This is a genomic window from Paenibacillus nuruki (assembly GCF_001721045.1).
In the GTDB taxonomy this organism is placed as follows: Bacteria; Bacillota; Bacilli; order Paenibacillales; family Paenibacillaceae; genus Saccharibacillus; species Saccharibacillus nuruki.
The window spans coordinates 14,863-38,748 of the sequence record NZ_MDER01000066.1; the positions used below are offsets into that span (position 1 = coordinate 14,863).

The 23,886-nt window shown below is 38.1% G+C and carries 23 protein-coding genes; 19 read left to right on the top strand and 4 right to left on the bottom strand.

The window, feature by feature from the left end; all coding sequences use genetic code 11:
• Window positions 1-47 precede the first annotated feature (47 nt).
• From PTI45_RS17195 to PTI45_RS17210, 4 genes are all read left to right on the top strand, one after another.
• A complete protein-coding gene (locus tag PTI45_RS17195) occupies window positions 48-1,172 on the top strand; it encodes an NAD(P)/FAD-dependent oxidoreductase (RefSeq protein WP_069328842.1) in 1,125 nt (374 codons plus the stop codon).
• Between the two features lie 235 nt (window positions 1,173-1,407).
• Window positions 1,408-1,599: a spore coat protein gene (locus tag PTI45_RS17200; RefSeq protein WP_069328843.1), complete on the top strand. Its 192-nt coding sequence runs from the start codon at window positions 1,408-1,410 to the stop codon at window positions 1,597-1,599.
• 12 nt (window positions 1,600-1,611) lie between these two features.
• Window positions 1,612-1,923 carry a spore coat protein gene (locus tag PTI45_RS17205; RefSeq protein ID WP_083243593.1) on the top strand — a complete coding sequence of 104 codons (312 nt, stop codon included), beginning with the start codon at window positions 1,612-1,614 and terminating at the stop codon, window positions 1,921-1,923.
• A 188-nt stretch (window positions 1,924-2,111) separates the two neighbouring features.
• The gene (locus tag PTI45_RS17210; protein ID WP_069328844.1) at window positions 2,112-3,449 is read left to right on the top strand and encodes a dihydrolipoyl dehydrogenase family protein; all 1,338 of its coding nucleotides are present in this window, start codon (window positions 2,112-2,114) and stop codon (window positions 3,447-3,449) included.
• A gap of 101 nt (window positions 3,450-3,550) precedes the next feature.
• On the opposite strand, the gene PTI45_RS17215 is transcribed toward PTI45_RS17210, so the two are convergent.
• Window positions 3,551-4,417: a MurR/RpiR family transcriptional regulator gene (locus tag PTI45_RS17215; RefSeq protein ID WP_069328845.1), complete on the bottom strand. Its 867-nt coding sequence runs from the start codon at window positions 4,415-4,417 to the stop codon at window positions 3,551-3,553.
• A 313-nt stretch (window positions 4,418-4,730) separates the two neighbouring features.
• On the opposite strand from PTI45_RS17215, the gene PTI45_RS17220 reads away from it, so the two are divergent.
• Window positions 4,731-5,717, top strand: a complete 987-nt coding sequence (locus tag PTI45_RS17220) for a Gfo/Idh/MocA family protein (protein WP_069328846.1) — start codon at window positions 4,731-4,733, stop codon at window positions 5,715-5,717.
• A 138-nt stretch (window positions 5,718-5,855) separates the two neighbouring features.
• On the opposite strand, the gene PTI45_RS17225 is transcribed toward PTI45_RS17220, so the two are convergent.
• Together PTI45_RS17225 and PTI45_RS17230 are read right to left on the bottom strand one after the other, a co-directional pair.
• A complete protein-coding gene (locus tag PTI45_RS17225; RefSeq protein WP_069328847.1) occupies window positions 5,856-7,352 on the bottom strand; it encodes a glycoside hydrolase family 43 protein in 1,497 nt (498 codons plus the stop codon).
• A gap of 124 nt (window positions 7,353-7,476) precedes the next feature.
• Entirely contained in the window at window positions 7,477-8,304 is an 828-nt protein-coding gene (locus PTI45_RS17230) for an AraC family transcriptional regulator (protein WP_069328848.1), read from the bottom strand.
• 147 nt (window positions 8,305-8,451) lie between these two features.
• On the opposite strand from PTI45_RS17230, the gene PTI45_RS17235 reads away from it, so the two are divergent.
• From PTI45_RS17235 to PTI45_RS17270, 8 genes are all read left to right on the top strand, one after another.
• Window positions 8,452-9,222, top strand: coding sequence for a sugar phosphate isomerase/epimerase family protein (locus tag PTI45_RS17235; protein ID WP_069328849.1), 771 nt, complete (start codon window positions 8,452-8,454; stop codon window positions 9,220-9,222).
• Between the two features lie 60 nt (window positions 9,223-9,282).
• Window positions 9,283-10,302 (top strand): Gfo/Idh/MocA family protein, encoded by a 1,020-nt coding sequence (locus PTI45_RS17240; RefSeq protein ID WP_069328850.1) that lies wholly within the window; start codon window positions 9,283-9,285, stop codon window positions 10,300-10,302.
• A 335-nt stretch (window positions 10,303-10,637) separates the two neighbouring features.
• A complete protein-coding gene (locus PTI45_RS17245) occupies window positions 10,638-11,339 on the top strand; it encodes an SDR family oxidoreductase (protein ID WP_069328851.1) in 702 nt (233 codons plus the stop codon).
• Between the two features lie 32 nt (window positions 11,340-11,371).
• Complete coding sequence (locus tag PTI45_RS17250) at window positions 11,372-11,629, top strand: muconolactone Delta-isomerase family protein (protein WP_069328852.1); 258 nt, start codon at window positions 11,372-11,374, stop codon at window positions 11,627-11,629.
• A 104-nt stretch (window positions 11,630-11,733) separates the two neighbouring features.
• On the top strand, window positions 11,734-12,312 hold the full coding sequence (locus PTI45_RS17255; RefSeq protein ID WP_069328853.1) for a TetR/AcrR family transcriptional regulator: 579 nt from the start codon (window positions 11,734-11,736) through the stop codon (window positions 12,310-12,312).
• 326 nt (window positions 12,313-12,638) lie between these two features.
• Window positions 12,639-13,034 carry a cupin domain-containing protein gene (locus PTI45_RS17260; protein WP_069328854.1) on the top strand — a complete coding sequence of 132 codons (396 nt, stop codon included), beginning with the start codon at window positions 12,639-12,641 and terminating at the stop codon, window positions 13,032-13,034.
• A 67-nt stretch (window positions 13,035-13,101) separates the two neighbouring features.
• On the top strand, window positions 13,102-13,959 hold the full coding sequence (locus PTI45_RS17265; RefSeq protein WP_069328855.1) for an aldo/keto reductase: 858 nt from the start codon (window positions 13,102-13,104) through the stop codon (window positions 13,957-13,959).
• A 221-nt stretch (window positions 13,960-14,180) separates the two neighbouring features.
• The gene (locus PTI45_RS17270) at window positions 14,181-14,732 is read left to right on the top strand and encodes a TetR/AcrR family transcriptional regulator (RefSeq protein WP_069328856.1); all 552 of its coding nucleotides are present in this window, start codon (window positions 14,181-14,183) and stop codon (window positions 14,730-14,732) included.
• Between the two features lie 104 nt (window positions 14,733-14,836).
• Here the strand turns inward: PTI45_RS17270 and PTI45_RS17275 are convergent, their stop codons facing one another.
• A complete protein-coding gene (locus tag PTI45_RS17275; RefSeq protein ID WP_069328857.1) occupies window positions 14,837-15,406 on the bottom strand; it encodes a TetR/AcrR family transcriptional regulator in 570 nt (189 codons plus the stop codon).
• A 162-nt stretch (window positions 15,407-15,568) separates the two neighbouring features.
• Between PTI45_RS17275 and PTI45_RS17280 the strand changes: the two genes are divergently transcribed.
• The 6 genes from PTI45_RS17280 to PTI45_RS17305 all read left to right on the top strand — a co-directional run bounded on the left by PTI45_RS17280 (window position 15,569) and on the right by PTI45_RS17305 (window position 23,826).
• Window positions 15,569-16,009 (top strand): nuclear transport factor 2 family protein, encoded by a 441-nt coding sequence (locus PTI45_RS17280; RefSeq protein ID WP_069328858.1) that lies wholly within the window; start codon window positions 15,569-15,571, stop codon window positions 16,007-16,009.
• 360 nt (window positions 16,010-16,369) lie between these two features.
• A complete protein-coding gene (locus PTI45_RS17285) occupies window positions 16,370-17,899 on the top strand; it encodes a glycoside hydrolase family 43 protein (protein WP_069328859.1) in 1,530 nt (509 codons plus the stop codon).
• Window positions 17,900-18,007: 108 nt separating this feature from the next.
• Window positions 18,008-18,721: a beta-glucanase gene (gene bglS / locus PTI45_RS17290; RefSeq protein ID WP_069328860.1), complete on the top strand. Its 714-nt coding sequence runs from the start codon at window positions 18,008-18,010 to the stop codon at window positions 18,719-18,721.
• A 277-nt stretch (window positions 18,722-18,998) separates the two neighbouring features.
• Window positions 18,999-20,372 (top strand): NADP-specific glutamate dehydrogenase, encoded by a 1,374-nt coding sequence (gene gdhA, locus PTI45_RS17295; protein WP_069328861.1) that lies wholly within the window; start codon window positions 18,999-19,001, stop codon window positions 20,370-20,372.
• A 509-nt stretch (window positions 20,373-20,881) separates the two neighbouring features.
• On the top strand, window positions 20,882-22,183 hold the full coding sequence (locus tag PTI45_RS17300) for an NCS2 family permease (RefSeq protein ID WP_069328862.1): 1,302 nt from the start codon (window positions 20,882-20,884) through the stop codon (window positions 22,181-22,183).
• A 287-nt stretch (window positions 22,184-22,470) separates the two neighbouring features.
• Window positions 22,471-23,826: a glucoamylase family protein gene (locus PTI45_RS17305; RefSeq protein WP_069328863.1), complete on the top strand. Its 1,356-nt coding sequence runs from the start codon at window positions 22,471-22,473 to the stop codon at window positions 23,824-23,826.
• Window positions 23,827-23,886 lie beyond the last annotated feature (60 nt).

A 23,886-nucleotide genomic window follows, 5' to 3' on the forward strand; every position in this document is an offset into this window, starting at 1 on the left:
ATTTTCGTTATAATAAAGACATTCGCGTACAAGAAAGGAATGCAGTCATGAAGAAAGTAATCGTCATCGGAGCAGGAATTCTAGGAGCTTCAACAGCGTATCAGTTAACCAAAATGGGAGCAGAAGTACTTATTATAGATCGGAAAGATAACGGGCAAGCTACCGATGCGGCGGCAGGAATTATCTGTCCATGGTTATCTCAGCGCCGTAATCAAGCATGGTATCGCCTTGCCAAAGCAGGAGCACAATTTTATCCAGAGCTGATTCGAGAACTGGAAAATGCAGGTGAGACGGATACCGGGTATGCTCAAGTCGGAGCGCTGAGTATCCATGAAGATATCGATAAAATTATCAAAATGCAAGAACGAGCACAGGTACGTAAAGAACATGCCCCTGAGATCGGAGATATTACTCTGCTGAACGATCAGGAGACTCAGGCAAGGTTCCCTTTGCTCAAAAAAGGCTATCATGCTGTTCATATTAGCGGAGCCGCTCGTGTAGACGGTCGTGCATTACGAGATGCGTTAATCCGATCAGCACAGAAGCAAGGGGCAAAGTGGATTCAAGGAGATGCTACACTACTTTATCAAGATCATCATGTCACTGGAGTTACAGTGAACGGAGAAAGCTGGCAAGCCGATCAAGTGGTTGTATGTGCAGGCGCGTGGGCAACTTCATTATTTCAACCTTTAGGGATAGAGCTACAGGTAAGTTACCAGAAAGCTCAGATTATTCATTTACAAGTAGAACAGCAATCGACTGATATCGGAAAATGGCCTGTCATTATGCCACCTACAGATCAGTATCTGCTTGCATTTGACGAGCAAAAAATAGTGGTTGGAGCCACACATGAAAATGATATCGAAGGCTATGATACTAGAGTTACAGCAGGCGGTATGCAAGAAGTATTGAATAAAGGATTAGAACTCGCACCTGATCTTGCAGATAGTACACTACAAGAAGTACGTGTAGGATTTAGACCTTTTACCCCTGGATTTCTACCCGTTATCGGAGTGATTCCAGAATGGACAGGATTATTAACTGCTAACGGGCTTGGAGCATCAGGCTTAACGATGGGGCCTTTTATCGGCTATCAACTGGCTAAGTTAGCGCTTGATCTCGATGTAGATATTGATATCAATGATTATGATATAGCTACAGCTTTAAATTAATAGGTAGGTTAATACAGTCAAAAGAATATAGAAATCCACTTTTACGATGCTCAACGGGTGGGTATATAAATAAAAAGAAGTGATCGTTGCCTAACTGCTAACGATCCTTTTTTGTATACAGTGTTAAATATTTTATTACTTAATTTTACTAAAAGTGATATTTTTGTAATTGATCGGGTATATATAAAAGGGAAAGCGATTTAAAAATTGAAAAATCATAAGGAGTGTTAAAGGAATGACAAAGCAATTAGCAACTCACGAAAAACTTGAAGTTCATGAACTTTTAACTTTCAAAACTTCTTGTGTTACCAAAGCTGTAGCGATGCGTGAATTGGTGAAAGATGACCAACTCAAACAGATTATTGATGAAGATATTCAGAATTCTACAAAAGCTATCGAAGACCTAAAATCTATTTTACAAAAATAAAGGGGTGTAATTATGGCTACAAGTAATATGACAAAAGAAATGTTGGTTAATGCAACAGCGCCGCTAGATGATCTAGCGATTGCTACTGATCTACTGATGTCTGCCAAAGCTGGAGTTCGTAATTATGCTGTAGCAATTACAGAAACAGCAACGCCAAGTGTACGCAAAACATTAAAAGCTCAATTGCAAAAAGCGATCGATTTGCATGAGAAAATTGCAACCTATATGATCGAAAATGAAATGTATCATGCTTATGATGTAGAAGAGCAAGTAGAGCATGATCTTAAGAAAGCAGATATGGCTTTAGAATTAGTCAACAAATAATCGAATAATCCAAAGGCAAATCATTGTAGATCAATTGATCTCTCTGATTTGCCTTTTTTATTTTTCTGTCTCAATACATTTAACCCCAATTAATCGTGTGCGATTGATTGGGGTTGCTTTTGGTTAAGGTATAGATAACCAATCATATTCAAATATATCAATAACATTCGAAAATGGAGGAATATATAATGAGTAACTTTGATGTTTTATTTATCGGTAGTGGTCAAGGCGCATGGAATGCGGCAATGCCATTAAGTATGTCAGGTCAAAAAGTAGCTATTATTGAGCGTGACAAAATTGCAGGCGTATGTACGAACTACGGTTGTAACCCAAAAATTATTTTGGATGGCCCTATCAAAGTGATGGAAGATGCTCAAGCATACAAAGGAATCGGTATGACAAGCGAAATGAAAATCAACTGGTCTGAATTAATGGCTCATAAAAATAAAGTGTTAGATGCATTACCTGTGATGTTAGAAGAAAATTTTAAAAAAGCAGGCATTGAAGTAATCAAAGGCGAAGCATCGTTTGTAAATGAAAAAACAGTTGCTGTTAATGGTCAAGAATACACAGCAGACAAAATTGTTATCGCAAGCGGTCAACGTCCAACACCACTAGATATTCCGGGCAAAGAGTACTTAAAAACAAGTAATGAATTTTTATACTTAGAAGATCTTCCAGATCATATTGTATTTGTAGGTGCTGGTTATGTATCTATGGAGCTGGCTTCTATCGCTGTCAAAGTAGGAGCGACTGTACATGTGATTCAATCATCCGATCATATTCTGAATGAATTCCATCAACCTTATGCTCAGAAATTGCTTACAAAGATGCAACAAGACGGAATTCAATTCCATTTCAATGAAAAATTAAGCAAAGTGGAACAACAAGAAGAGCAATTACAGATCACTACAGAAAAAGGTCTAACCTTAACGACCCAATTGGTTATTAATGCTACAGGACGAGTACCGAATGTAGAAAATCTAAATCTTGAAGCAGCTGGTGTGGAGTATAACAGCAAAGGTATTATCGTTGATGAATATCTACAGACGACACAAAAAGGTATTTACGCAAGCGGAGATATTCTTGATAAAAAACAACCACGTCTTACACCAACAGCTGTATTTGAAGCGAAATATCTAGCAGCTTCTTTCTTAGGTGCTCAGACTCAAGCTATTGAATATCCACCGATCGCTACGATTGCTTTTACAGTGCCACGGATTGCACAAATTGGGGTGACGATTGAAGAAGCAGAAGCGACAGGACTTACTATTAAGCCAATTGATCTAGGCAAACAATGGGACTTTGCAGGTCGTAATGAAACAGAAGCTCATTTGAATCTGGTATATAATCAAGAGCAAAAACTTGTTGGTGCGACAGCATACAGTCAGGAAGCACTTGAGATTATTAACAGCTTAACTCCTATTATCACATTAGGATTAACTTCTAAAGAGGTAGACAAACTGATCTATGCCTTCCCTTCTTTTGAAACGATGATTCCAAGATACTTGCAAGAAACGAAATAATGTATAACACAAACACCCCTACTTTGAGAGCAGAGTAGGGGTGTTTTGTGTATGCACTATATTAGTATATTCAGATGAAAGATGGTTTTTCTAGTGATCCTTTAGATATCATCGATCATATGACTACAATTGAATTTGTGTAATGATTCTTCGGTGTTCTTCATATGATGTTTATAATCGATTTTGTACATACAACCATAGATCACATTGAGTACATATTCGAGTGCAATCTGTGAGGAAAAGGTGCCGATCTTCGCTAGCTTGACTTCATCGTCAGGAAGCTCAATACAGATCGTACTGGATCTAGCTAATTCGCCTTGATGATTCGCTGTAATCGTGACCCAAGGAATCTGTTCCTGTTGTAAGTAGCGAGACACTTTGATATAGCTAGGTGAATTGCCATGATAAGTTAAAAATAGTGCACAATCTCGAGGAGTCACATTCAGTGTATGATGCGCCCATTCAGACAGTTCAGTTGCAATCACAACGTACTTATTGATTTTAAATAGTTTATTTTGAAAACTTTTGGCACGAATCTGTGAATCGCCTAGAGCATAAATAAAGATGCGTTCTGCTTGATCTAGTAAATGTGCTGTCTGTGAAAGTAACTCATCCTCGATTAAAGCCAGATTTTTATCAATCGTATTCTTCATTAGATCAGCGATTTCTTTCGCGATCTGTAGTGAAGATTCGCCCAGATTAAAAGGATAATTCACATTCACTTCAGACTCTTGCCCTTGCTGTTGTTGAAATTCACGTGCTAGACAGATCGTGAATTCTTTGAAACCAGATAATCCCACCTTCTGTGTCAAGCGATGGATTGCCGAGTGAGAAGTATATGTAGCTTTGGCTAATTGCTGAATATTCAAATGAAGCATCTGTTCTTGATGAGTCAAAATATACGCAGCAATACTTTGTTCATTGGGTGTAAAATGATCCATCTCCGCTAATTGTGAAAGTAATCTCAAAAACTCAACTCCAGTTCTTACAAAATACTTATATTGTATAGCATTTTAGGATATGAATTGAACATTTTGTTCAGAAATTGACGGTGATGTAGGCTAATAAATGGTCAAATATTCCGTTATGTGTCTGTTTTAATTATCTTGTGGATTCTTCTTTTATAATAAAGAAACACGCATATGAATAATCAGCCGATCATGGGCAATACGCAATAATCTATCTGTGCAATCTACACCGATAATAGCACAGATAGGAGGAACGATCATCAATCAACCAAAAGCATAAACATATTAGAACAAGAATAGAGAGGGGTATATGATGAAGTTAGGGATTGTAGGATCAGGAATGATTGTTGAAGATGTACTTAGCTTTATTGAAGATATTCCAGCGATTCGTCTACAAGCGATCTGTGCAAGAGCAGGTCATGAAGAGAAATTAGCACAGTGGCAAGTTCAGTATCAGATCGCTCATGTGTATATAGAGTATGATCAATTGCTTGCAGATCAGCAGGTCGATACCATTTATATTGGACTGCCTAATCATCTGCATTATTCTTATGCGAAGCAAGCATTAGAACAAGGCAAACATGTGATTTGTGAGAAACCTTTTACATCGAATCTACAAGAGTTGCTAGAACTTAAAGACATTGCTTTGCGTCAACATTTGGTACTGGTTGAAGCGATCTCTAATCAATATCTCAAAAATACGATAGCGATCAAAGAGCAATTAAAGACACTAGGCGATATCAAAATCGTACAGTGTAATTATTCTCAATTCTCGTCACGTTACTCCAGGTTCAAAGCAGGGGAGATGTTACCCGCGTTCAATCCTGCTATGTCAGGCGGAGCGTTAATGGATATCAATTTGTATAATATCCATCTAGTGGTTGGTTTATTTGGAGTTCCCAATGCAGTACATTACCATGCCAATATAGAGCGTGGTATCGACACCTCAGGTATATTGCTACTGGATTATGATCATTTCAAATGTGTATGTATAGGTTCCAAAGATACGAATGCACCTAATCAAACGCATATTCAAGGTGATCAAGGTTATATTACGATTGAAGGTTCGACTAATATGATGGATCATTTCGATTATGTCTCCCATTCAAAGCCTGCTGTACGAGTAGATGTCAAAGACCATCCTCATCGTATGTATGATGAATTTGTCGAGTTCGAACGGATCATTCAACAACAAGATTTGCTCAAAGTGTCTGAAATGCTGGATCATAGTGAGAAAGTAATGAATGTAATTGAACAAGCCAAATCTTCTGCTGGACTTGTATTTGGCGCAGATGTATAAGCCTCTCAAGCCATAATGATGTATTCCTAATATCACTAACAAGTTAAAAAGAGTACCGATCCTTGAATTTCAAGATTGGTACTCTTTGGCTTTGTCTAAATGTATTCAATTGGAGATGATTTGCTTATAGAGGCGTTCCTAATCAATATATTCACATTTGAAATTTGAAAATACAGCGGGATGACCTGCTTGTTGATGAGTAGCATACAATCCAATCAGCACACCTGTAAATCCTCCGGCAACTTCTGAAGACAGATACTTGGTCTGAGCTGTTCCTAGTAGAATTTCTTCACCTTCGATAACAGCAAAAAAGTGATAACAGGTCGGTTCAGCTTTGATAAGTAGTGAAGCACTATTACTTGTTAATACAACTGTTTGCTGTACCGATTTGATATCTTGCGTATTGAGACGTTCAATCACTTCATAGTGATCCTGTTGCTTGCGTATCGCTAACTCATAATGATGATGTTCATCCATATACAACGTTATGCCTGCTTCTCCATCGGTAATCTCCACATCACAAGTGATCACTGCACGGAAATCTTTTTGACGTAGACCGATAAAGGTTGGAGAGAGGGGTTGATCCAGTGTAATATCAGTTCCTGTTAGCATCAGACTATGATCAGTGAATTGATAGTTTTCAGTCTGCGGGAAGCGAAGGTAACACCAATCTAGATTCCAATTCGTATTTTCAAACGTGAATATCCGCTGCTCATGTTGAATAATATCATTTGATATCCGATCGGTCTCAAAGCTAGATCGTGTTGTCCCATTATGCCCGGCGGTAAACCAACCTTCTTCATCAAATGTCACCGGCGTAAGAAAGACTTCACGTCCTAGATGATGATACGTCAGCCATTGACCGATCTGACGAAATCCCAGATGATACAGCCACCAATTCCCATTATTATCTTCGATCAGATCTCCATGACCCACAGCCTGTAATTCATAACCCCCTAGATTGCGATTGGTTAAGACGGGATTATGTGCATAAGCTTCAAATGGACCTGACACATACGTTGATCGTGCATAGGTCGCCATATGACCATATTCTGTACCACCTTCAGCTACGAGCAGATAATACCAATGGTTGATTTTGTACATATGTGGACTTTCAATATAGCGACCGCCTGAACCTTGCCAGATCATACGACTAGGTGTTAACTTTTCACCTGTAGTGATATTAATCTGACACTGGACTACACCATGAATACCATTTTCATCTTGTCCATTACTCATAAAATACGTCTGATCTTCTTCAAAATACAAATCAGGATCAATACCGCCTTGATCCACTTCAATAGGCTCAGACCATTCCCCATAAATATCATCTGTCCAGACAAAAAAGTTCTGACGTGTGCTGTCATTGGTCGTTACCATATAGAATCGACTCTTATAATGACGTAGAGTAGGAGCGAACACACCCCCTGAACTTTTCACTTCACCTAGATCCACTTGAGTCGTACGAGTTAGACAGTGACTGATCTGCTTCCAATTGATTAGATCTTGGCTTTCAAAAATCGGTACACCGGGAAAATACTGAAACGTACTGGTCGCTAAATAATACGTATCGCCTACTTTACAGACACTTGGATCAGGGTAAAAGCCTTTGATAATCGGATTGTTATATTTCATAATAGAGCACCTATGTAGAATGGATCACCAACATAACCATCGTACAGTTTCCTTTCCAGAGTAATATGACAGACTGATCATAGCATGATTACGCTTTCAAAAAAAGAAGATAAGGCATACTGCCTTATCCGTTCATTTGTTCTACCTTGTAGAGTTCTATTATAGGATTAGACGCTCTGTATTCTACAGGAGACATACCGAATTGATTACGGAACACACGGTGAAAATAAGAATAACTTGCAAAGCCACATGTCTCTGCAATATGTTCAAGTGTCATTTCGCTATATTGAATTTGCTCAATTGCAGCTTTGAGACGAATTTCAATCGCATATTGAATCATCGTTTTCCCATAATGTTCTTTAAATAATTTGACAGCCCTTGAAAGGCTAAGCCCTGCATATCTGGCGGCTTCTTCTAATTTGAAAGTCACTGTAGCATGTTCTTCGATAAACCGCTTTAGCAAAAGGGTTGCTGAGCCTTTACGATTCATTTGTACTGTATCGCTAATCGCACGATCAATATACAGACACAAGCTACGTAATAGTACATCTTCTAATTCAGTATCTTCTTCAGGAAGACCGCGCCGCTTTTCCAATAAAAGATTGTGCCATAATCCGATCAATTTACTTTCGGTTCCAATAGAGTATACAGTAGAGCGTGGTTGGCGTTGCCACCATTCATCGATCCATGTGCCTTGACAGAACAAGTAATAATCACCGCTAGATAATCCATCTTTTTTAGCCGGTTCTTGTACAACCAGATGATAATCATCTCCCGGTTTGAGTAACAGCAAATCACCACTTTTTAATACATAACGATTTCCACAGGTGAAAGCTTCACAACTGCCCTCTGTCTGTAAGCGGAAAATGTAATGTTGTAAGCCACTTTTTATATGATGATTGAATGCTTTGTAATGATATGAATGATCACAGATCAAAAGAGATGTGTCCAAAATAATCCCCCTAGCTAAAAGTTGAGCAAATAGTTCATGTTTTTACGATATTGTGTATGTTCATTTTAGCGTGTCTTGTTCTAAAATAATAGATGAAAGATAACTCTTACACATAGAATAAAAATAATCCAAAGAGGTGCTTTTGACATGACAACATTAAATATTGGTCTGCAATTATTTACACTCCGTGATGAGACAGCTAAAGATTTCCCGGGAACGTTACGTAAAGTTGCTGAGCTTGGCTATCAAGGTGTAGAATTTGCAGGTTATGGCGATATTCCGGCTGAAGAAATGAAGGCGCTTTTAGACGAACTTGGACTCAAAGGATTCAGTAGCCATGTTCCTTTACAATCGATGCGCGATAATTTGCAAAAAGAAATCGATTATTTAAAAGTAATCGGTGCTCAGTATATGATCTGTCCTTATATTATGCCAGAAGATCGTCCGCAAAGCAGTGAGGAATGGGGCGCATTATTTACAGAGTTACAACAATTTGGTGCAGAAGCAAGCAAACAAGGATTAACGTTTGGTTATCACAACCATGATTTTGAATTCCACGGTGCATTCAAAGACACGAACGCCTTTGATGGTATGTTTGCTGAGACGACTCCAGAAGCTGTACAAGTAGAAATGGATGTATGTTGGGTACAGTTTGCAGGACAAGATCCGTTAGAATATATTCAAAAATATGCAGGACGCTTGCCACTTCTTCATCTTAAAGACTTTGACAAAGATGAGCAGGGTCAAATGAAAACATTAGAATTGGGACAAGGAATTGTAAACTTGCCACAAGTGATTGAACAAGCAGGTAAAGCAGGCGTACAATGGCTGATCGTAGAACAAGATGTGTGTCAGAATCCACCTCTTGAAAGCGTGTCCAACAGCTATAACTGGCTTAAACAAAATTACTTAAATTAATCGAATATCTGTCATTACACATACATCCAATCGATATCCAATAAAAGGAGACTATTATTTATGAATAAGATCAAAGTAGCTGTATTCGGTTGCGGAGCTATCGCTCAGCGCAGACATATTCCAGAATATGCAGAAAATCAACATGTCGAATTGGTCGCTTTTGCCGATCCTAACCTTGAACGTGCACAAGAAATGGTTGAACTATACGGCGGTAAAGCGTATGCAAGCTATGAAGAAATTTTGGCTAACGAAGATATCGATGCAGTCAGTGTATGTACACCGAACTATTTGCATGCTCCAATGACGATTGCAGCGGCTAATGCCGGTAAACACGTATTGGTTGAAAAGCCGATGGCTTGTTCGATTGAAGAAGCAGAGCAAATGATCGAAGCTGCTCACAAAAATAATGTATATTTGATGGTTGGACATAACCAGCGCTTAATGCCTCCTCACGTGAAAGCGAAAGAAATTTTGGATTCTGGCAAATTAGGTAAAGTCCTAACGTTCCGTACCTCTTTCGGACATCCAGGTCCTGAAGCATGGAGTGTAGACGGAGCAGATAGCTGGTTTTTCCGTAAAGAAGAAGCTATTATGGGCGCAATGGGCGATCTAGGCGTACACAAATCCGATTTTATCCGTTACTTGTTAAATGATGAAGTAGCTGATGTTGCTAGCTTTATTGGCACATTGCACAAAGAAGGTACAGAAGTTGATGACAACGCAACTTGCTTGTTACGTATGAAGAGCGGAGCAATCGGAACACTGGTAGCAAGTTGGACACAGTACAAAGGTGGAGACAACAGTACAATCTTGTGGTGTGAAAATGGTGTGATGAAGATCGGTACTGTGGAAGGTAACGAAGTCATTGTAGAATTAACAGATGGAACAGTAGAAACGTACCAAGTAGGTATGATGTCTACCAATGAGAAACAAGTTCCAAGTGGTGTTATTGATGCATTTGTAGAGTCTATTACTACGAATACACCTCCTACAATTTCTGGCGAAGAAGGTTTGCGTGCCGTTAAAGTGATTTTGGGTGCTTTTGAATCACAGAAAACAGGACGTGTCGTACAATTGTAATCTTTTAGCAAATAGTGCAGAAAGACCGTGACTTCTCTATAGAAGCTCGGTCTTTTTTTATACTTAACTACTTAGAACTACATTCTTAGTTATTCATTTGTTTATATGGAATAGAAATACAAGCGTGACTACAATAAAACTTCTATATTTAGGGGCATAGAAAAAGAACTTCAAAATAATAGTTGACTGATCGTTCTCAAATAAACTATACTTTATTCATCGGGAACGATCATTCTCGAAAGAGTTTACTTTTTAGATTATTCATAAAGTATTCGTAAGAAATTATTTTTTTGACCAATTGAGAACGATCATTCTATATGAGGAGTAGTGAAAAAATGGATATTTCAAAACAAGTTGTTATTGTTAGTGGTGCTAATCGAGGTTTGGGTAAACAGTTGGCTCTTGAGCTTTTGGCAAGAGGAGCTAAAGTATATGCAGGAGCAAGAAATCCAGAATCTGTCGATCTACCAGGAGCTATTCCGTTACAATTGGATATCACCAATCCTCAATCTGTAATGACAGCCACTGAAATCGCAAGTGATGCAACAGTACTTATCAATAATGCAGGGTCATCAACAGGAGCTTCTTTATTAACAGGCAGTTTAGAGTATATTCATATCGAATTTAATACTCATGCGTTCGGAGCCCTTTCGATGATTCGTGCATTTGCACCTGTTATTGAAAAAAATGGCGGAGGTTCAATCCTAAATATCTTATCTGTATTGTCTTGGGTTAGTACAGGTCAAGAAGGTGCATATGCTGCTGCCAAAGCTGCTGAATGGGGATTAACGAATGTGTTACGTCTTGAATTAGCGCCTAAAAATATTAAAGTCGCTGGATTACACGTAGGCTTTATGGATACCGATATGACTACTCATGTGGATGCACCGAAATCGTCTCCACAAGACATCGCTAAAATCGCAATTGATGGAATCGAAGCTGATCTTTACGAGATTATTGCTGATTCTATCAGTCAACAAGTGCAACAAGGGCTTGCTGGAGGAGTTCCTGCTCTATATCCACAACTATTTCAATAAAAGTAGAGCACATCTATAAGGAGAGATGAAACATGCGTTTTTTAGTTCATGTTCGAATTCGACCAGATGCACCACAACATGAAATAGAAGCATTACAACCCGCAGAGCAAGCAAGATTTGCAGAATTAGTAGAGCTTGGGTTTATCAAAAATTTTTATCTTTCGCATACTAGAGATGAACATTGGTCTATTTGCACAGCAGATCATGAGGATACTTTAAGAGAAGCTTTGCAAACATTGCCGTTTTATCAATATATGATCTTAGAATATAATGAATTGGTTGACGAATAAAAAAGTGATTGTAGTCTTTAAATAGGATTAATATATTCAACGCTCGCCGCTTTCTTTACTTAACGTTCTCAATATGTTACATTTTTCGTATTGGGGGGAGTTTTGTGTCAAGAAGCAAAGAATTTGACGTTAATGAAGTATTAGATAAAGCTATGATTTTGTTTTGGGAACAAGGTTATGAGAAAACATCGATGAGTGATCTAGTCACACATATGGGTATTCATCGTAGAAGTTTATATGATACATTTGGTGATAAGCACTCACTATTTCTGCAAGCAATCACTCGTTATATGGGCAAAGTGCAAGCGAATCTCACAAGTGAAATCAAGCCGTCCCAAACGGCAACAGAAGCATTATATGCTATTTTTCAATTTATGGTTACAGATCAAGAGGATTTGCCATCCGGTTGCTTGTTAGTCAATTCAGTAACAGAACTGGCTGCCCGCGATGCAGAGGTAAATGCTAAGTCGATCGAATCATTTAAAGGAACAGAAGATATGCTTGAACAGATTATTCTGTGGGGTCAACAGGATGGCGAATTCACTACCAAACAGAGCGCTAAAGAACTAGCCGAATATCTGCATACCGTGTCGATCGGTATACGCGTGATGGGAAGATCTTCTGTAGACAAAGCCAAGTTATTGCATATCGTAGATGTATCTATAGACTTATTAAAAAGTTAACATTATATATTAACAAATTATTTATACATTTAAAGTCGCTCATGTAGCGGCTTTTTTTTGTGTTATACGGGCATAATATTCACCTCTAAAGGCATTAAGAGAATTAGGCAATCATTTAAGATAATCGGGATATTAGGATAAGGCTCTTATGAGTCATAATAGTCATATGGGGAAAGATACTATATATCGGGTATCCACGTAGTCTCAATGCGCTACGATGTGTAGAAGAAGCCTCTCAGAAATCAGAATAACGAGATCGATGATTCGTTTGCAGTATTTGATTGTAACTACTATATAGAACCATAAATAGAAAGTAGGGATTGATGATGGAAAATGAACAATTACAAAACAGTACTATTTTTCCTTTAGGTGAAAAAGTAAAAGCCAACTTTGTAGGCGATGCTTATTTGCAAATGGTCTTTACAGATGCGACTCCTTTAAATACAGCGATTGGTAATGTAACCTTCGCTCCGGGTGCTCGTAATAACTGGCATTCTCATCATGTGGGTCAAGTATTATTAGTCACTGGTGGTAAAGGGTGGTATCAAGCCGAAGGACAGCCTGCTCAAGCGCTTCAGACAGGTGATGTTGTGAATATTCCAGCTCATGTAAAACACTGGCATGGAGCAACTAAAGACAGCTGGTTTGTTCATTTAGCGATGACTCCAGGAGAAACCGATTGGCTAGAGCCGGTAGAAGATGAGTGGTTCAACCGTTTATAATACAACAATCTTATAAATCGCTACTATATAAAATAGAATTTCAAAATCATAGATGAGGTGAATCGATATGGAATACGTAACATTAAATAATGGAGTTAAAATGCCGATTTTGGGATATGGTGTGTATCAAATTCCCGACCAAGCAGAATGTGAACAATGCGTACTGGATGCTATCAGCGTAGGGTATCGTTCAATTGATACTGCTCAAGCTTATAGAAATGAAGAAGCGGTTGGTCATGCAATACAGAAGAGTGGAGTGCCTAGAGAAGAATTATTTATCACCACTAAAGTCTGGATTTCCAATGCAGGTTATGAAAAAGCGAAAGCTTCTATAGACGAATCTCTTCGCAAGCTTCAATTGGATTATCTGGATCTACTGTTAATCCATCAACCGTTTAACGACTATTATGGTACTTACCGTGCTATGGAAGAGTACTATAAAGCAGGCAAAATCAAAGCGATCGGAGTCAGCAACTTCTATCCTGACCGCTATATTGATCTGGTGAAATTTGCTGAAGTAGTACCTGCGGTAAATCAAGTCGAGACCCATGTCTTTAACCAACAAGTCAAAGCGAATGAAATTATGAAAAAATACAATACACAGATTGAATCGTGGGGTCCTTTTGCAGAAGGTAAAAATGATCTATTCACCAATCCTACTTTACAAGAAATTGGGGAGCAATATGGTAAATCGACTGCTCAAGTGGCCTTACGCTTTTTGATTCAACAAGGGATAGTGGTCATTCCCAAAACGGTTAACAAAGAGCGAATGGAACAAAACTTTAACGTGTTTGATTTTGAATTAAGCGCGCAAGATATGGAAAAATTAATCGCTTTAGATACAGAGAAAAGTTCATTCTTCTCTCACTCTGATCCAGCAACGGTTGAAATGTTAACCGATTATGCTAAAAAAGGATTGGAATAAGATCAATACTAACAGCATTCGCAGTTATATCATCGGATGACGTACAGAAGCTAGTAGAGTTGCTTTTAAAAAGCACTTTACTAGCTTTTTATGTATACCTATTAGAAAGAGTATTATAAAATGGACTACAATTGATGTTTTTACGACAACTGTCTATAATTTATAATCAATGTGTTGCATGTGTATTGTGAATGATATAGAGAAGGATGTGTTGAGTTCTGATTGTTAAAGTAGATCGAAGAGTACTGCGCACCCAAGAAGCGATTAAGAAAGCACTTTTGGAACTGATGTCAGAAAAGAAATTCGATAGTATTACGATTCAAGATATTGCAGACCGAGCCAATATCAATCGTGCTACAGTGTATCTTCATTATCTGGATAAATTTGATCTGTTGGATAAAATGATTGAGGAGCATATTGTGAATATGTCTACGATCTGCGAGACAGAAGCTGATCTCGACTGGTTCGAATCTACAGTACATTGTATCGAATACTTAGAAGAAAATTATTTATTCTTTTCGACTATGTTAGCGAGTGAAGGAGCTTCTTTTTTCCGTAATCAATTTGTAGAACATAATATTAAAGAGTTCAAAAAAGATATCGATATCACTACAGGAAAAAATAAAGGGCAGAATGAAGAAATTCTCGCCGAGTTCGTAGCTAATGCTTATGTTGGCGTAGTGGAATGGTGGATCAAAAATGAGATGCCTTACTCACCTAGAGAAATGGCAGAAAAAGTAGGCGATCTATTGGAAAGAGTTGTAGAATCTTAAATCTAGGGCTCTAGAATAATAACTCATCACATCAAAAAGAACGACTCCATATAGGTAGTCGTTCTTTTTTATCGTAGAGACGTAACGGAGTAACAAAGTTGAAGCTAATGAATGACTTGATTACGCTTTAATAGTCCGCACAATTGATCAGATATCTCATCAGGTGACTGAGGCATCTGATTGACAATCCACCATTCGATCGTGCCTACAAAAGCAGAAGCCATAAAATGAGTAATAAATTCTTTATTATAGTGTTTATTATCATCTTCCATATTAATATGCATTCTAATATTCTCGATCACAATATCCAGTAAGCGCTGACGGAAAGTAGGAACCCCTTTATTCGCAAACATAGAAGCATAGAATGTATAGTGTTCTTCAAAATAATGAACAATCGGGAGCAACGAAGATTGTAATAGATCGATCGTGTCTCCATTAGCATCAATGGTTGTACTTACCATACTCATTTTATTCAAGTAGACCTCAATACACCGATCCAGTAAATCATATTTATCTGTGTAATGAAAATAGATCGTCCCTCGATTTACATTAGCTCGCTCAGCAATTTCATTGATTGTAATCTCTTCGAAATTCTTTTCCGCAATCAAAGAAAGAAACGATTGAAAGATAGCATCCTTTGTTTTGACGATTCTTCGATCTACTTTTGTACTCATGTCTATTCCTCCATTCCAAGATATCTAACAGATCGATGGCTTCTGTTGAATATCCTACAAAAAGCGCTAGATTAACGATTGAACGTACTCCAATACTTCTTATAATAAGCAATAGGACGTACATCTGTAAAACAAATATACCATTTAAAGGAGGGTGACATCATGTCACTAGAACGTTTAGAAGCCGTATCCGAATTAAGAAGCTTGGTCGATGATTATGCCATTTTAACTGATGAGAAGAAGATTTCAGAGCAAATGAATTTATTTACACCTGATGCGAAATTTACTATTTATATAGGTGGTCAATTGATTTCAACCATCACTGGAACAGAATCATTAGAAAAAGAATTTATGACCCATGTGAATGAGATCAAGTGTTATTTTACTATCAATGGACAGCATAAAGTAACCGTGAACGGAGATACTGCCGAAGGAATCGTATTTTCGCAAATGAAAGTCATTCGAGAAGAACAGGGAGTCGATATTCTATCCGATTATAGTATTCGATATGATGACGTGTATGTACGTCAAAACGGAGCATGGTTAATACAAGAACGCGCAGAATACATGATTATGATTGAATCTAGACCATTACAATCTTAAACTAAAATCCTAAACAAAAGAGCTGATGAATAACTTCCTCGGCTCTTTTTTACGTTGTTTTCTTATTCGTTTTAGATAGCGTTATTTTTATATGTCAGAATGTTGTTATATTGCAGAGGTCATGTTATGATTATGCCGAATAAAACATTATCTTCAATTTAATACATATTTAACCTTTTCAACCTTACCCATGCGCTGATCTTCTTGGATGCGCTTTTTATATGTATGCAAATGTAAGCGTTATCAAAGTGTATTTTAATGTCTATTTTCTCGCAGGTACAAGTCTGAGTATATTCTTTGCTATACACAAAGTAACGAATATCTCAGCTTTATACCATATAAAATAACGGAGGTATTCAGATGATCAGAAAATGTTTCGGTTTGTTCCTTGCTTTCGCTTTAGTATTCAGTGTCTTTTCTACATTACCTGTAGATGCTGCAAATCGACCATTAGCCAAGCTTCCTGGTAATTCCAATCCTTTAATGGATCACAAATTAGGAGCTGACCCTTATTCATTGGTCTATAACGGAAGAGTCTATGTTTATATGTCCAGTGATACCTACGTGTATAACAGTGATGGCTCGATTAAAGAAAATGATTTTAGTTCACTTGATCGTATTCAAGTCAGCTCTTCTGCAGACATGGTCAATTGGACTGATCATGGAACAATACCTGTTGCTGGAGTAAATAACAAAAATGGTGGCAAAGGTATAGCGAAATGGGCTGGCAATTCATGGGCTCCAGCAGTAGCTACCAAAAAAATAAATGGTAAAGATAAATTCTTTTTATATTTCGCTAATGGTGGATCAGGAATTGGTGTTTTGACCGCAGACTCACCGATTGGACCATGGACAGACCCACTTGGCAAAGCGCTATTAACCCAAAGTACACCGGGCATGGCGGGAGTAACATGGCTTTTCGATCCTGCTGTTCTTTTAAATGATGATGGTACAGGATACTTGTATAGCGGAGGAGGTATCCCTAATGAATCTAATCCAGCTTCTATCGCTAATCCGAAAACAGCTAGAGTGATCAAATTAGGAGCCGATATGATCAGTGTCAATGGTAGTGCGACTACAATCGATGCTCCCTATATGTTTGAAGATTCAGGAATTCATAAGTACAACGGAAAATACTATTATTCCTACTGTATTAATTTTGCCGGTACCCATCCTGCACAATATCCAGCAGGTGAGATCGGTTATATGGTAAGTGATAATCCGATGGGACCTTTTACGTACAAAGGTCATTTCCTGAAAAATCCGTATAACTTCTTCGGCGTAGGTGGGAACAACCATCATGCTGTCTTTAATTTTAAAAATGAATGGTACGTGGTATATCATGCGCAAACCGTAAGCAAAGCTCAAATTGGCACAGGAAAAGGATATCGTTCTCCACATATCAATAAATTAGTACACAATGCAGATGGCAGTATTGCTGAAGTACAAGCGAATATGGCTGGAGTCGCTCAACTATCGAATATCAATCCTTATACCCGGGTGGAAGCAGAGACGATTGGATGGCAAGCAGGTATTGCTACAGAGCCTACACAAGCAAGCGGTGGCCCGATTAGCAATCTCAATGTGACCAATATTAATAATGGAGATTGGGTCGCTGTTGGCAGAGCAGACTTCGGTTCTAATGGAGCCAAAACATTCAAAGCGAATGTAGCGACGACGGGTGGAGGCAATATTGAAGTGCGGCTGGATAGTGACACAGGTCCTCTGGTAGGGACTTTGAAAGTAACTTCCACTGGAGGTATGCAGAACTGGAAAGAGATGCAGACAACGATTAATAATGTGACTGGTATTCATAATGTATACCTCGTATTTACAGGCTCAGGAAATGCGAATCTATTCAATCTGGATTACTGGCAGTTCGCTTCCTAATAGATCCGACTGATGTTTTACGATTGGGTCTCTGGTAGACGATCTTCGATGTTGCTAGAGACCCTATTTAGAATATGGATTTTATCTTATATTAAGATGGAGGTATTTATGAAAAAGAAATCTTGGGTAACGTTGGCAGCTACAGGGGTTATTTCACTATTTGTCTCGGTAAGTGCATTTGCAGGAACAGTCTTCTGGGAACCACTGACTTATTTTAATGCAAGCACATGGCAAAAAGCAGATGGATACTCTAATGGAGATATGTTCAATTGTACATGGCGTGGCAATAATGCTAATTTTACAAGCGATGGTAAGCTTAGACTGGGATTGACAAGTTCAGCAGCCAACAAGTTCGATTGTGCAGAATACCGTTCGACTAACAAATACAAATACGGTAAGTATGAAGTGAGTATGAAGCCTGCCAAAAACACAGGTATTATATCTTCTTTCTTTACGTACACAGGACCTACAGATGGAACACCATGGGATGAGATTGATATTGAGTTTCTAGGTAAAGATACGACTAAAGTACAATTCAATTATTATACCAATGGTGTAGGGAATCATGAAAAAGTCATTAATTTGGGATTTGATGCTTCACAAGGCTTCCATACGTATGCTTTCGACTGGCAGCCTAATTCAATCAAATGGTATGTCGATGGCGTACTCAAGCATACCGCAACCACCAATATTCCAACCAATGCAGGTAAAATTATGATGAATATCTGGAATGGTAAAGGAGTAGACGACTGGTTAGGGTCTTATAATGGAGCCAATCCATTGTATGCAGAATATGATTGGGTGAAATACACCAGTAATTAATGATGATAGAAGAGGCGGCCTTATAGGGCTGTCTCTTCTTTTTTTGGAACAAATTAAACGGTTTTATATAGCTTTTATCATTACATGTTGTTTATAACGGATACCTAGCTTTACGAAAAAAAATCCGCATTACATAAACATGTGGATGCTGTAGATTATAAAAATAGTTTATGCATGTACAAACAAATGATTGCGTATATAGGTGTTACTATCTATAATAATTTAAAGCTTACTTGAATCTTACATGATAATAAATATCAATAAGGGGTGCATACTTATGAGTCAATTGATAACCGAAGTCCAACCAGATGTTGAAATCTACATACAATCTATTTACCAAACCGTCGTCCAACGCAATCCTCATGAGGTCGAGTTTCATCAAGCTGTCAGCGAGTTTCTGGAAAGTATGGCACCTGTGATTAAAAAGCACCCTGAATATCAGAAATATGCTATTTTAGAGCGAATTGTAGAACCCGAACGTCTTATTTCATTTCGTGTTCCGTGGGTAGACGATCAAGGAAAAGTACAGGTGAATCGTGGGTTTCGTGTGCAATTCAATAGTACACTTGGACCTTATAAAGGAGGTCTACGTTTTCACAAAAGTGTAAATGCTAGTATTATTAAATTTCTTGGATTTGAACAGACTTTTAAAAATGCCTTAACTGGTCAGCCCATTGGTGGCGGTAAAGGTGGTTCTGATTTCGATCCGAAAGGGAAATCAGATCTTGAGATTATGCGTTTCTGTCAAAGCTTTATGACAGAGCTATATAAATATATGGGTTCAGATGTCGATGTGCCTGCTGGAGATATCGGTGTGGGTGGACGAGAGATTGGCTTTCTTTTCGGGCAATACAAAAGAATCCGTAGCGGTAATGAACCTGGTGTATTAACAGGAAAAGGGATTGGTTACGGTGGTAGTCTAGGTCGGACAGAAGCAACGGGTTACGGATGTATCTACTTTTTACAAGAAATGCTTGCTTCACAAGGTTTAGAATTAGCGGGTCGTCAGACCGTTGTGTCAGGTAGTGGGAATGTTTCGATTTTTGCTATACAAAAAGCTCAAGAACTAGGCGCACATGTTGTCGCTTGTAGTGATTCTAGTGGTTATATTTTTGATCCAAATGGCATTCAGTTGGAGACGGTGAAGCAGATTAAGCTTGTAGAGGCAGGAAGAATTAGCGATTATACACTTCATCATCCAGAAGCATCTTATTATGAAGGAAGTACAAACATTTGGAATGTGGATTGTGAAATTGCACTTCCATGCGCCACACAAAATGAACTGAATGAAGTAGCAGCACGTCAGCTCATCGATAACGGTGTAATTGCAATCGCTGAAGGGGCGAATATGCCAACAACTTTGGAGGCGGTTCATATTCTTTTAGCGAATAATATTCTATTTGCTCCAGGCAAAGCAGCCAATGCAGGTGGAGTAGCTGTATCTGCTCTTGAAATGGCTCAAAATAGTATGCGCTTATCATGGAGCTTCGATGAAGTAGATGGACGTCTCAAAAAGATTATGCAACATATTTATCAAGATAGCATTGAAGCAGCCGAAGACTATGGATTCGAAGGGAATCTGGTTGCAGGATCCAATATTGCAGGTTTCAAAAAAGTCGCTGAAGCAATGATTGCTCAAGGTATTGTTTAAATAAAAGAAAATTTATATGATAAATAATTTCAATCTCCCAAAAACATTGTGTAAACTATACAAGTAATTAAAAACAAGCAAAAAAGAGACAGTCTTTAAAGATTGTCTCTTTTTTGCTTGCAACTAAACAGAATATATTACCGGTTAATATAGGCGCTACATACCAATCCATAGATTAATAATGGTAGAGATGTATTTATAATTGATGACGCTATAATATAATGTAATAAAGAAGTGAAAAAACGAATAAAAAACATAAAAATAAATAGATAGTTCGTAAATAGCGATCTAAAAAACAATATTTCATTGACAACACCTATGAAATTCATTAAAATTCGAAAGGGACATCAGCTTCAAAACGAATCATAAATATAATTGCCTTGAGTTTATTCATAAATATATATGTTAATCCTTATCACTATTATAGGAGTACCTACCACATATTCCTATAAGAAAATCAGGATTTTTTAGCTTTTATGAATAGATACGGCGTGGAGGATGGCTTGACCATGGATAACTGGTTCAAACTCAAAGAAAGAGGCACGACCGTTTCAACCGAAATTATTGCAGGATTAACTACATTTTTTACAATGGTCTATATTGTTATTGTCAATCCGGGAATACTCAGTAGTACCGGAATGGATTTTAATGGAGTATTTATTGCTACTATTTTAGCAAGTATCGTAGCGACTCTAATTATGGGATTATGGTCTAACTATCCAATTGTGCTCGCACCGGGTATGGGTCTAAATGCATTTTTTGCTTATAGTGTTGTAGGCGGATATGGTGTCACCTGGCAGGTTGCTCTGGGTGCCGTATTTATCGCAGGTATATTGTTTATTATTCTATCTGTGACTTCATTCCGTTATATGTTGCTTGATGCGATTCCAGCCAGTTTGAAGCATGCTATTACAGCAGGGATTGGACTTTTTATTACAACAGTAGGTCTACAGAACTCGGGTATCATCATTGCTTCCGAATCCAATCTAATTACGATTGGTAATCTCACAGAGCCAATGACATATCTAACAATTATCGGGTTATTAATTACGGTGGTTCTGATGGCGTATAATGTAAAAGGTTATCTGTTTATAGGTATGGTCGTTACAGCTATTCTGGCTTGGATCTTAGGATTGTTCCAATTGCCTGCATCTATTATGGCTATGCCACATGGATTAGCAACGACTGCTTTCCAATTGGATCTAGCAGGTGTGTTCTCAAATGGTCTATATACGATCATCTTTACCTTCTTATTAATTACCTTATTTGATACGACAGGAACAATGCTTGGTGTTGCAGAGCAAGCAGGGCTTCTTAATAAAGATGGCAAGTTTCCACGTTCCCGCGGTGCGCTTTTAGCAGATGCAGTAGGAACGACAACAGGTTCTTTGCTAGGAACAAGTCCAACTTCTGCTTATATTGAATCAAGTACAGGTGTTGCAGCAGGTGGTCGAACAGGGCTTACAGCGATCACAGTAAGTATATTGCTTGCCCTTACGTTATTCTTTGCACCTATCGTAAGTGTGATCTCCGGTATTCCAGCTATTACTTCACCAGCATTGATTATTGTTGGTTACTTTATGATCAGTGTGATTAGCAAGATCGACTGGAAAGACCTTGAAGTTGCTTTCCCTGCTTTCTTGATTATTATCTTAATGCCATTAACACATAGTATTGCAACAGGGATTGGCTTTGGTTTTATTTTCTATCCATTGCTCAAATTGCTTCGTGGTAAAGGAAAAGAAGTTCATCCTGTTTTCTATGTTTTTGCAGTATTATTCTTGATCCAACTTGTATTTTTAGATCACTAGAATATGAATAACTACAAAGAAGAGGACGGTCTATTATAGATCGTTCTTTTTTTGTATTACCAAATACTTTAGTACAGCACATAAAGTCATGTTGAATCGGTAAGACCAAAAGCCAATGTAGCTATCTATTATAGAGTAAAAAAGAAACGTTTCGCTTCTATAGCTCAAAAGGAATTATTCATTTCCCCTTTTATTAAGCGTTATCAATTAACGGTTTACGGTAGTTAAAGGCTCATGGTATTATAAATGCGAAACGTTTCAATTTGAATTTGAAAGGAGAAAAGTCAATGAACAAAGTAAAAAAATGGAGTCTATTTTTAACTTTTTGTCTGTTAACCAGTTTAACTTTCACTCCTATGGTTGCAACTGCACAGCAAACAAGCAAAAAGGCTGCTTTCCATTCTGAATTGAAAGCGGTTGCAAATAAAACATACGAGTACTTTAAAGACTATACGGATCCTAATACTGGTTTAACTTATGATGAAGTCAGAACAACAGAAAAGGGTACAGAAGAAGCCAAACGCACTTCACCTACAAATATTGCAATGTATATGATGAGTACTGTTTCTGCCGAGCAGTTAGGTATGATTAGTAAAAAAGAAGCAGTAACTCGTTTGCAAACGACGCTTAATTCTCTGGAAAAAATGGATAAATGGAATGGTTTATTTTACAACTGGTATAACACAAATGATGGATCTTTGAAAAAAGATTGGGGAGAATTTATTTCGCAAGTCGATAATGGCTGGATGTCAGCAGGTCTAATTGTTGTAGGTCAGGCTTATCAGGAACTTCATGCTCAGACGAGCCAACTGGTGAATGCGATGAATTATACAACACTATACGATCCCAAAGTTGGTCAATTCCGCGGTGGGTATGATGTAGCTAAAGGCGAGCTGACAGAACATCATTATGGTTCTTTTTATACTGAACCGCGTGTAGGAAGTTATATTGCGATCGGTAAAGGCGATGTTCCCAAAGAACATTGGTGGAAAATGTACCGTACCATGCCAGCAGAATTCGATTGGCAGTCTCAAGTTCCTCAAGGTAAAACCGTCAAATATGATGGAGTAAAAGTTTTTGAAGGAAGCTACGTCTATAAAAAACAAAAATTTGTACCTAGCTGGGGTGGTAGCATGTTCGAGGCGCTAATGCCAGGTATGGTCATTAAAGAAAAAGAATTGGGTACTCGTGCACTTGGACTCAATAATAAACGCTATGTACAATTACAAATTCAATATGCTAAAGACAAAGGGTATGCTGCATGGGGGTTCTCGCCTGCTGCAACACCGACAGGGTATAGTGAATTTGCAGCGACTCCGCTAGGTATTTCCGGTTACAAAGATGGAGCAACGGTCACTGCTCATGCAACGTTCCTTGCACTAGAATATGCTCCTGAAGCAGCTCAAAAGAATATCAAAGCACTCCAAAAATTGAAGATGGCTGGGAAGTATGGCTTTTACGATTCGGTGAATGTGAAGACCGGTGAACTTGCCAAAGCTTATCTTGCTCTCGATCAAGGAATGATTATGATATCTATCGCTAACTATCTAGAAGATGGCGTTATTCGTGATTATTTCCACAGTGATCCAATCGGTAAGAAACCAGAAAATTTGCTGAAGAAAGAGGTCTTTTCGATTCAGTAAATCAGTAAAAAAGGTAAGTAAGAATTAAGCAGTAAAAAGAACAGCTATCCATGCTGTTCT

Bases quoted from the DNA above. Each gene is read 5' to 3' on its own strand.
- PTI45_RS17205 (WP_083243593.1), top strand. From the start codon at position 1,612: ATGGCTACAAGTAATATGACAAAAGAAATGTTGGTTAATGCAACAGCG.
- PTI45_RS17225 (WP_069328847.1), bottom strand. From the start codon at position 7,352: ATGAAATATAACAATCCGATTATCAAAGGCTTTTACCCTGATCCAAGT.
- PTI45_RS17250 (WP_069328852.1), top strand. From the start codon at position 11,372: ATGCGTTTTTTAGTTCATGTTCGAATTCGACCAGATGCACCACAACAT.
- PTI45_RS17260 (WP_069328854.1), top strand. From the start codon at position 12,639: ATGGAAAATGAACAATTACAAAACAGTACTATTTTTCCTTTAGGTGAA.
- PTI45_RS17235 (WP_069328849.1), top strand. From the start codon at position 8,452: ATGACAACATTAAATATTGGTCTGCAATTATTTACACTCCGTGATGAG.
- PTI45_RS17265 (WP_069328855.1), top strand. From the start codon at position 13,102: ATGGAATACGTAACATTAAATAATGGAGTTAAAATGCCGATTTTGGGA.
- PTI45_RS17300 (WP_069328862.1), top strand. From the start codon at position 20,882: ATGGATAACTGGTTCAAACTCAAAGAAAGAGGCACGACCGTTTCAACC.
- bglS (WP_069328860.1), top strand. From the start codon at position 18,008: ATGAAAAAGAAATCTTGGGTAACGTTGGCAGCTACAGGGGTTATTTCA.
- PTI45_RS17200 (WP_069328843.1), top strand. From the start codon at position 1,408: ATGACAAAGCAATTAGCAACTCACGAAAAACTTGAAGTTCATGAACTT.
- PTI45_RS17285 (WP_069328859.1), top strand. From the start codon at position 16,370: ATGATCAGAAAATGTTTCGGTTTGTTCCTTGCTTTCGCTTTAGTATTC.
- gdhA (WP_069328861.1), top strand. From the start codon at position 18,999: ATGAGTCAATTGATAACCGAAGTCCAACCAGATGTTGAAATCTACATA.
- PTI45_RS17280 (WP_069328858.1), top strand. From the start codon at position 15,569: ATGTCACTAGAACGTTTAGAAGCCGTATCCGAATTAAGAAGCTTGGTC.
- PTI45_RS17195 (WP_069328842.1), top strand. From the start codon at position 48: ATGAAGAAAGTAATCGTCATCGGAGCAGGAATTCTAGGAGCTTCAACA.
- PTI45_RS17220 (WP_069328846.1), top strand. From the start codon at position 4,731: ATGAAGTTAGGGATTGTAGGATCAGGAATGATTGTTGAAGATGTACTT.
- PTI45_RS17305 (WP_069328863.1), top strand. From the start codon at position 22,471: ATGAACAAAGTAAAAAAATGGAGTCTATTTTTAACTTTTTGTCTGTTA.
- PTI45_RS17240 (WP_069328850.1), top strand. From the start codon at position 9,283: ATGAATAAGATCAAAGTAGCTGTATTCGGTTGCGGAGCTATCGCTCAG.
- PTI45_RS17275 (WP_069328857.1), bottom strand. From the start codon at position 15,406: ATGAGTACAAAAGTAGATCGAAGAATCGTCAAAACAAAGGATGCTATC.
- PTI45_RS17210 (WP_069328844.1), top strand. From the start codon at position 2,112: ATGAGTAACTTTGATGTTTTATTTATCGGTAGTGGTCAAGGCGCATGG.
- PTI45_RS17245 (WP_069328851.1), top strand. From the start codon at position 10,638: ATGGATATTTCAAAACAAGTTGTTATTGTTAGTGGTGCTAATCGAGGT.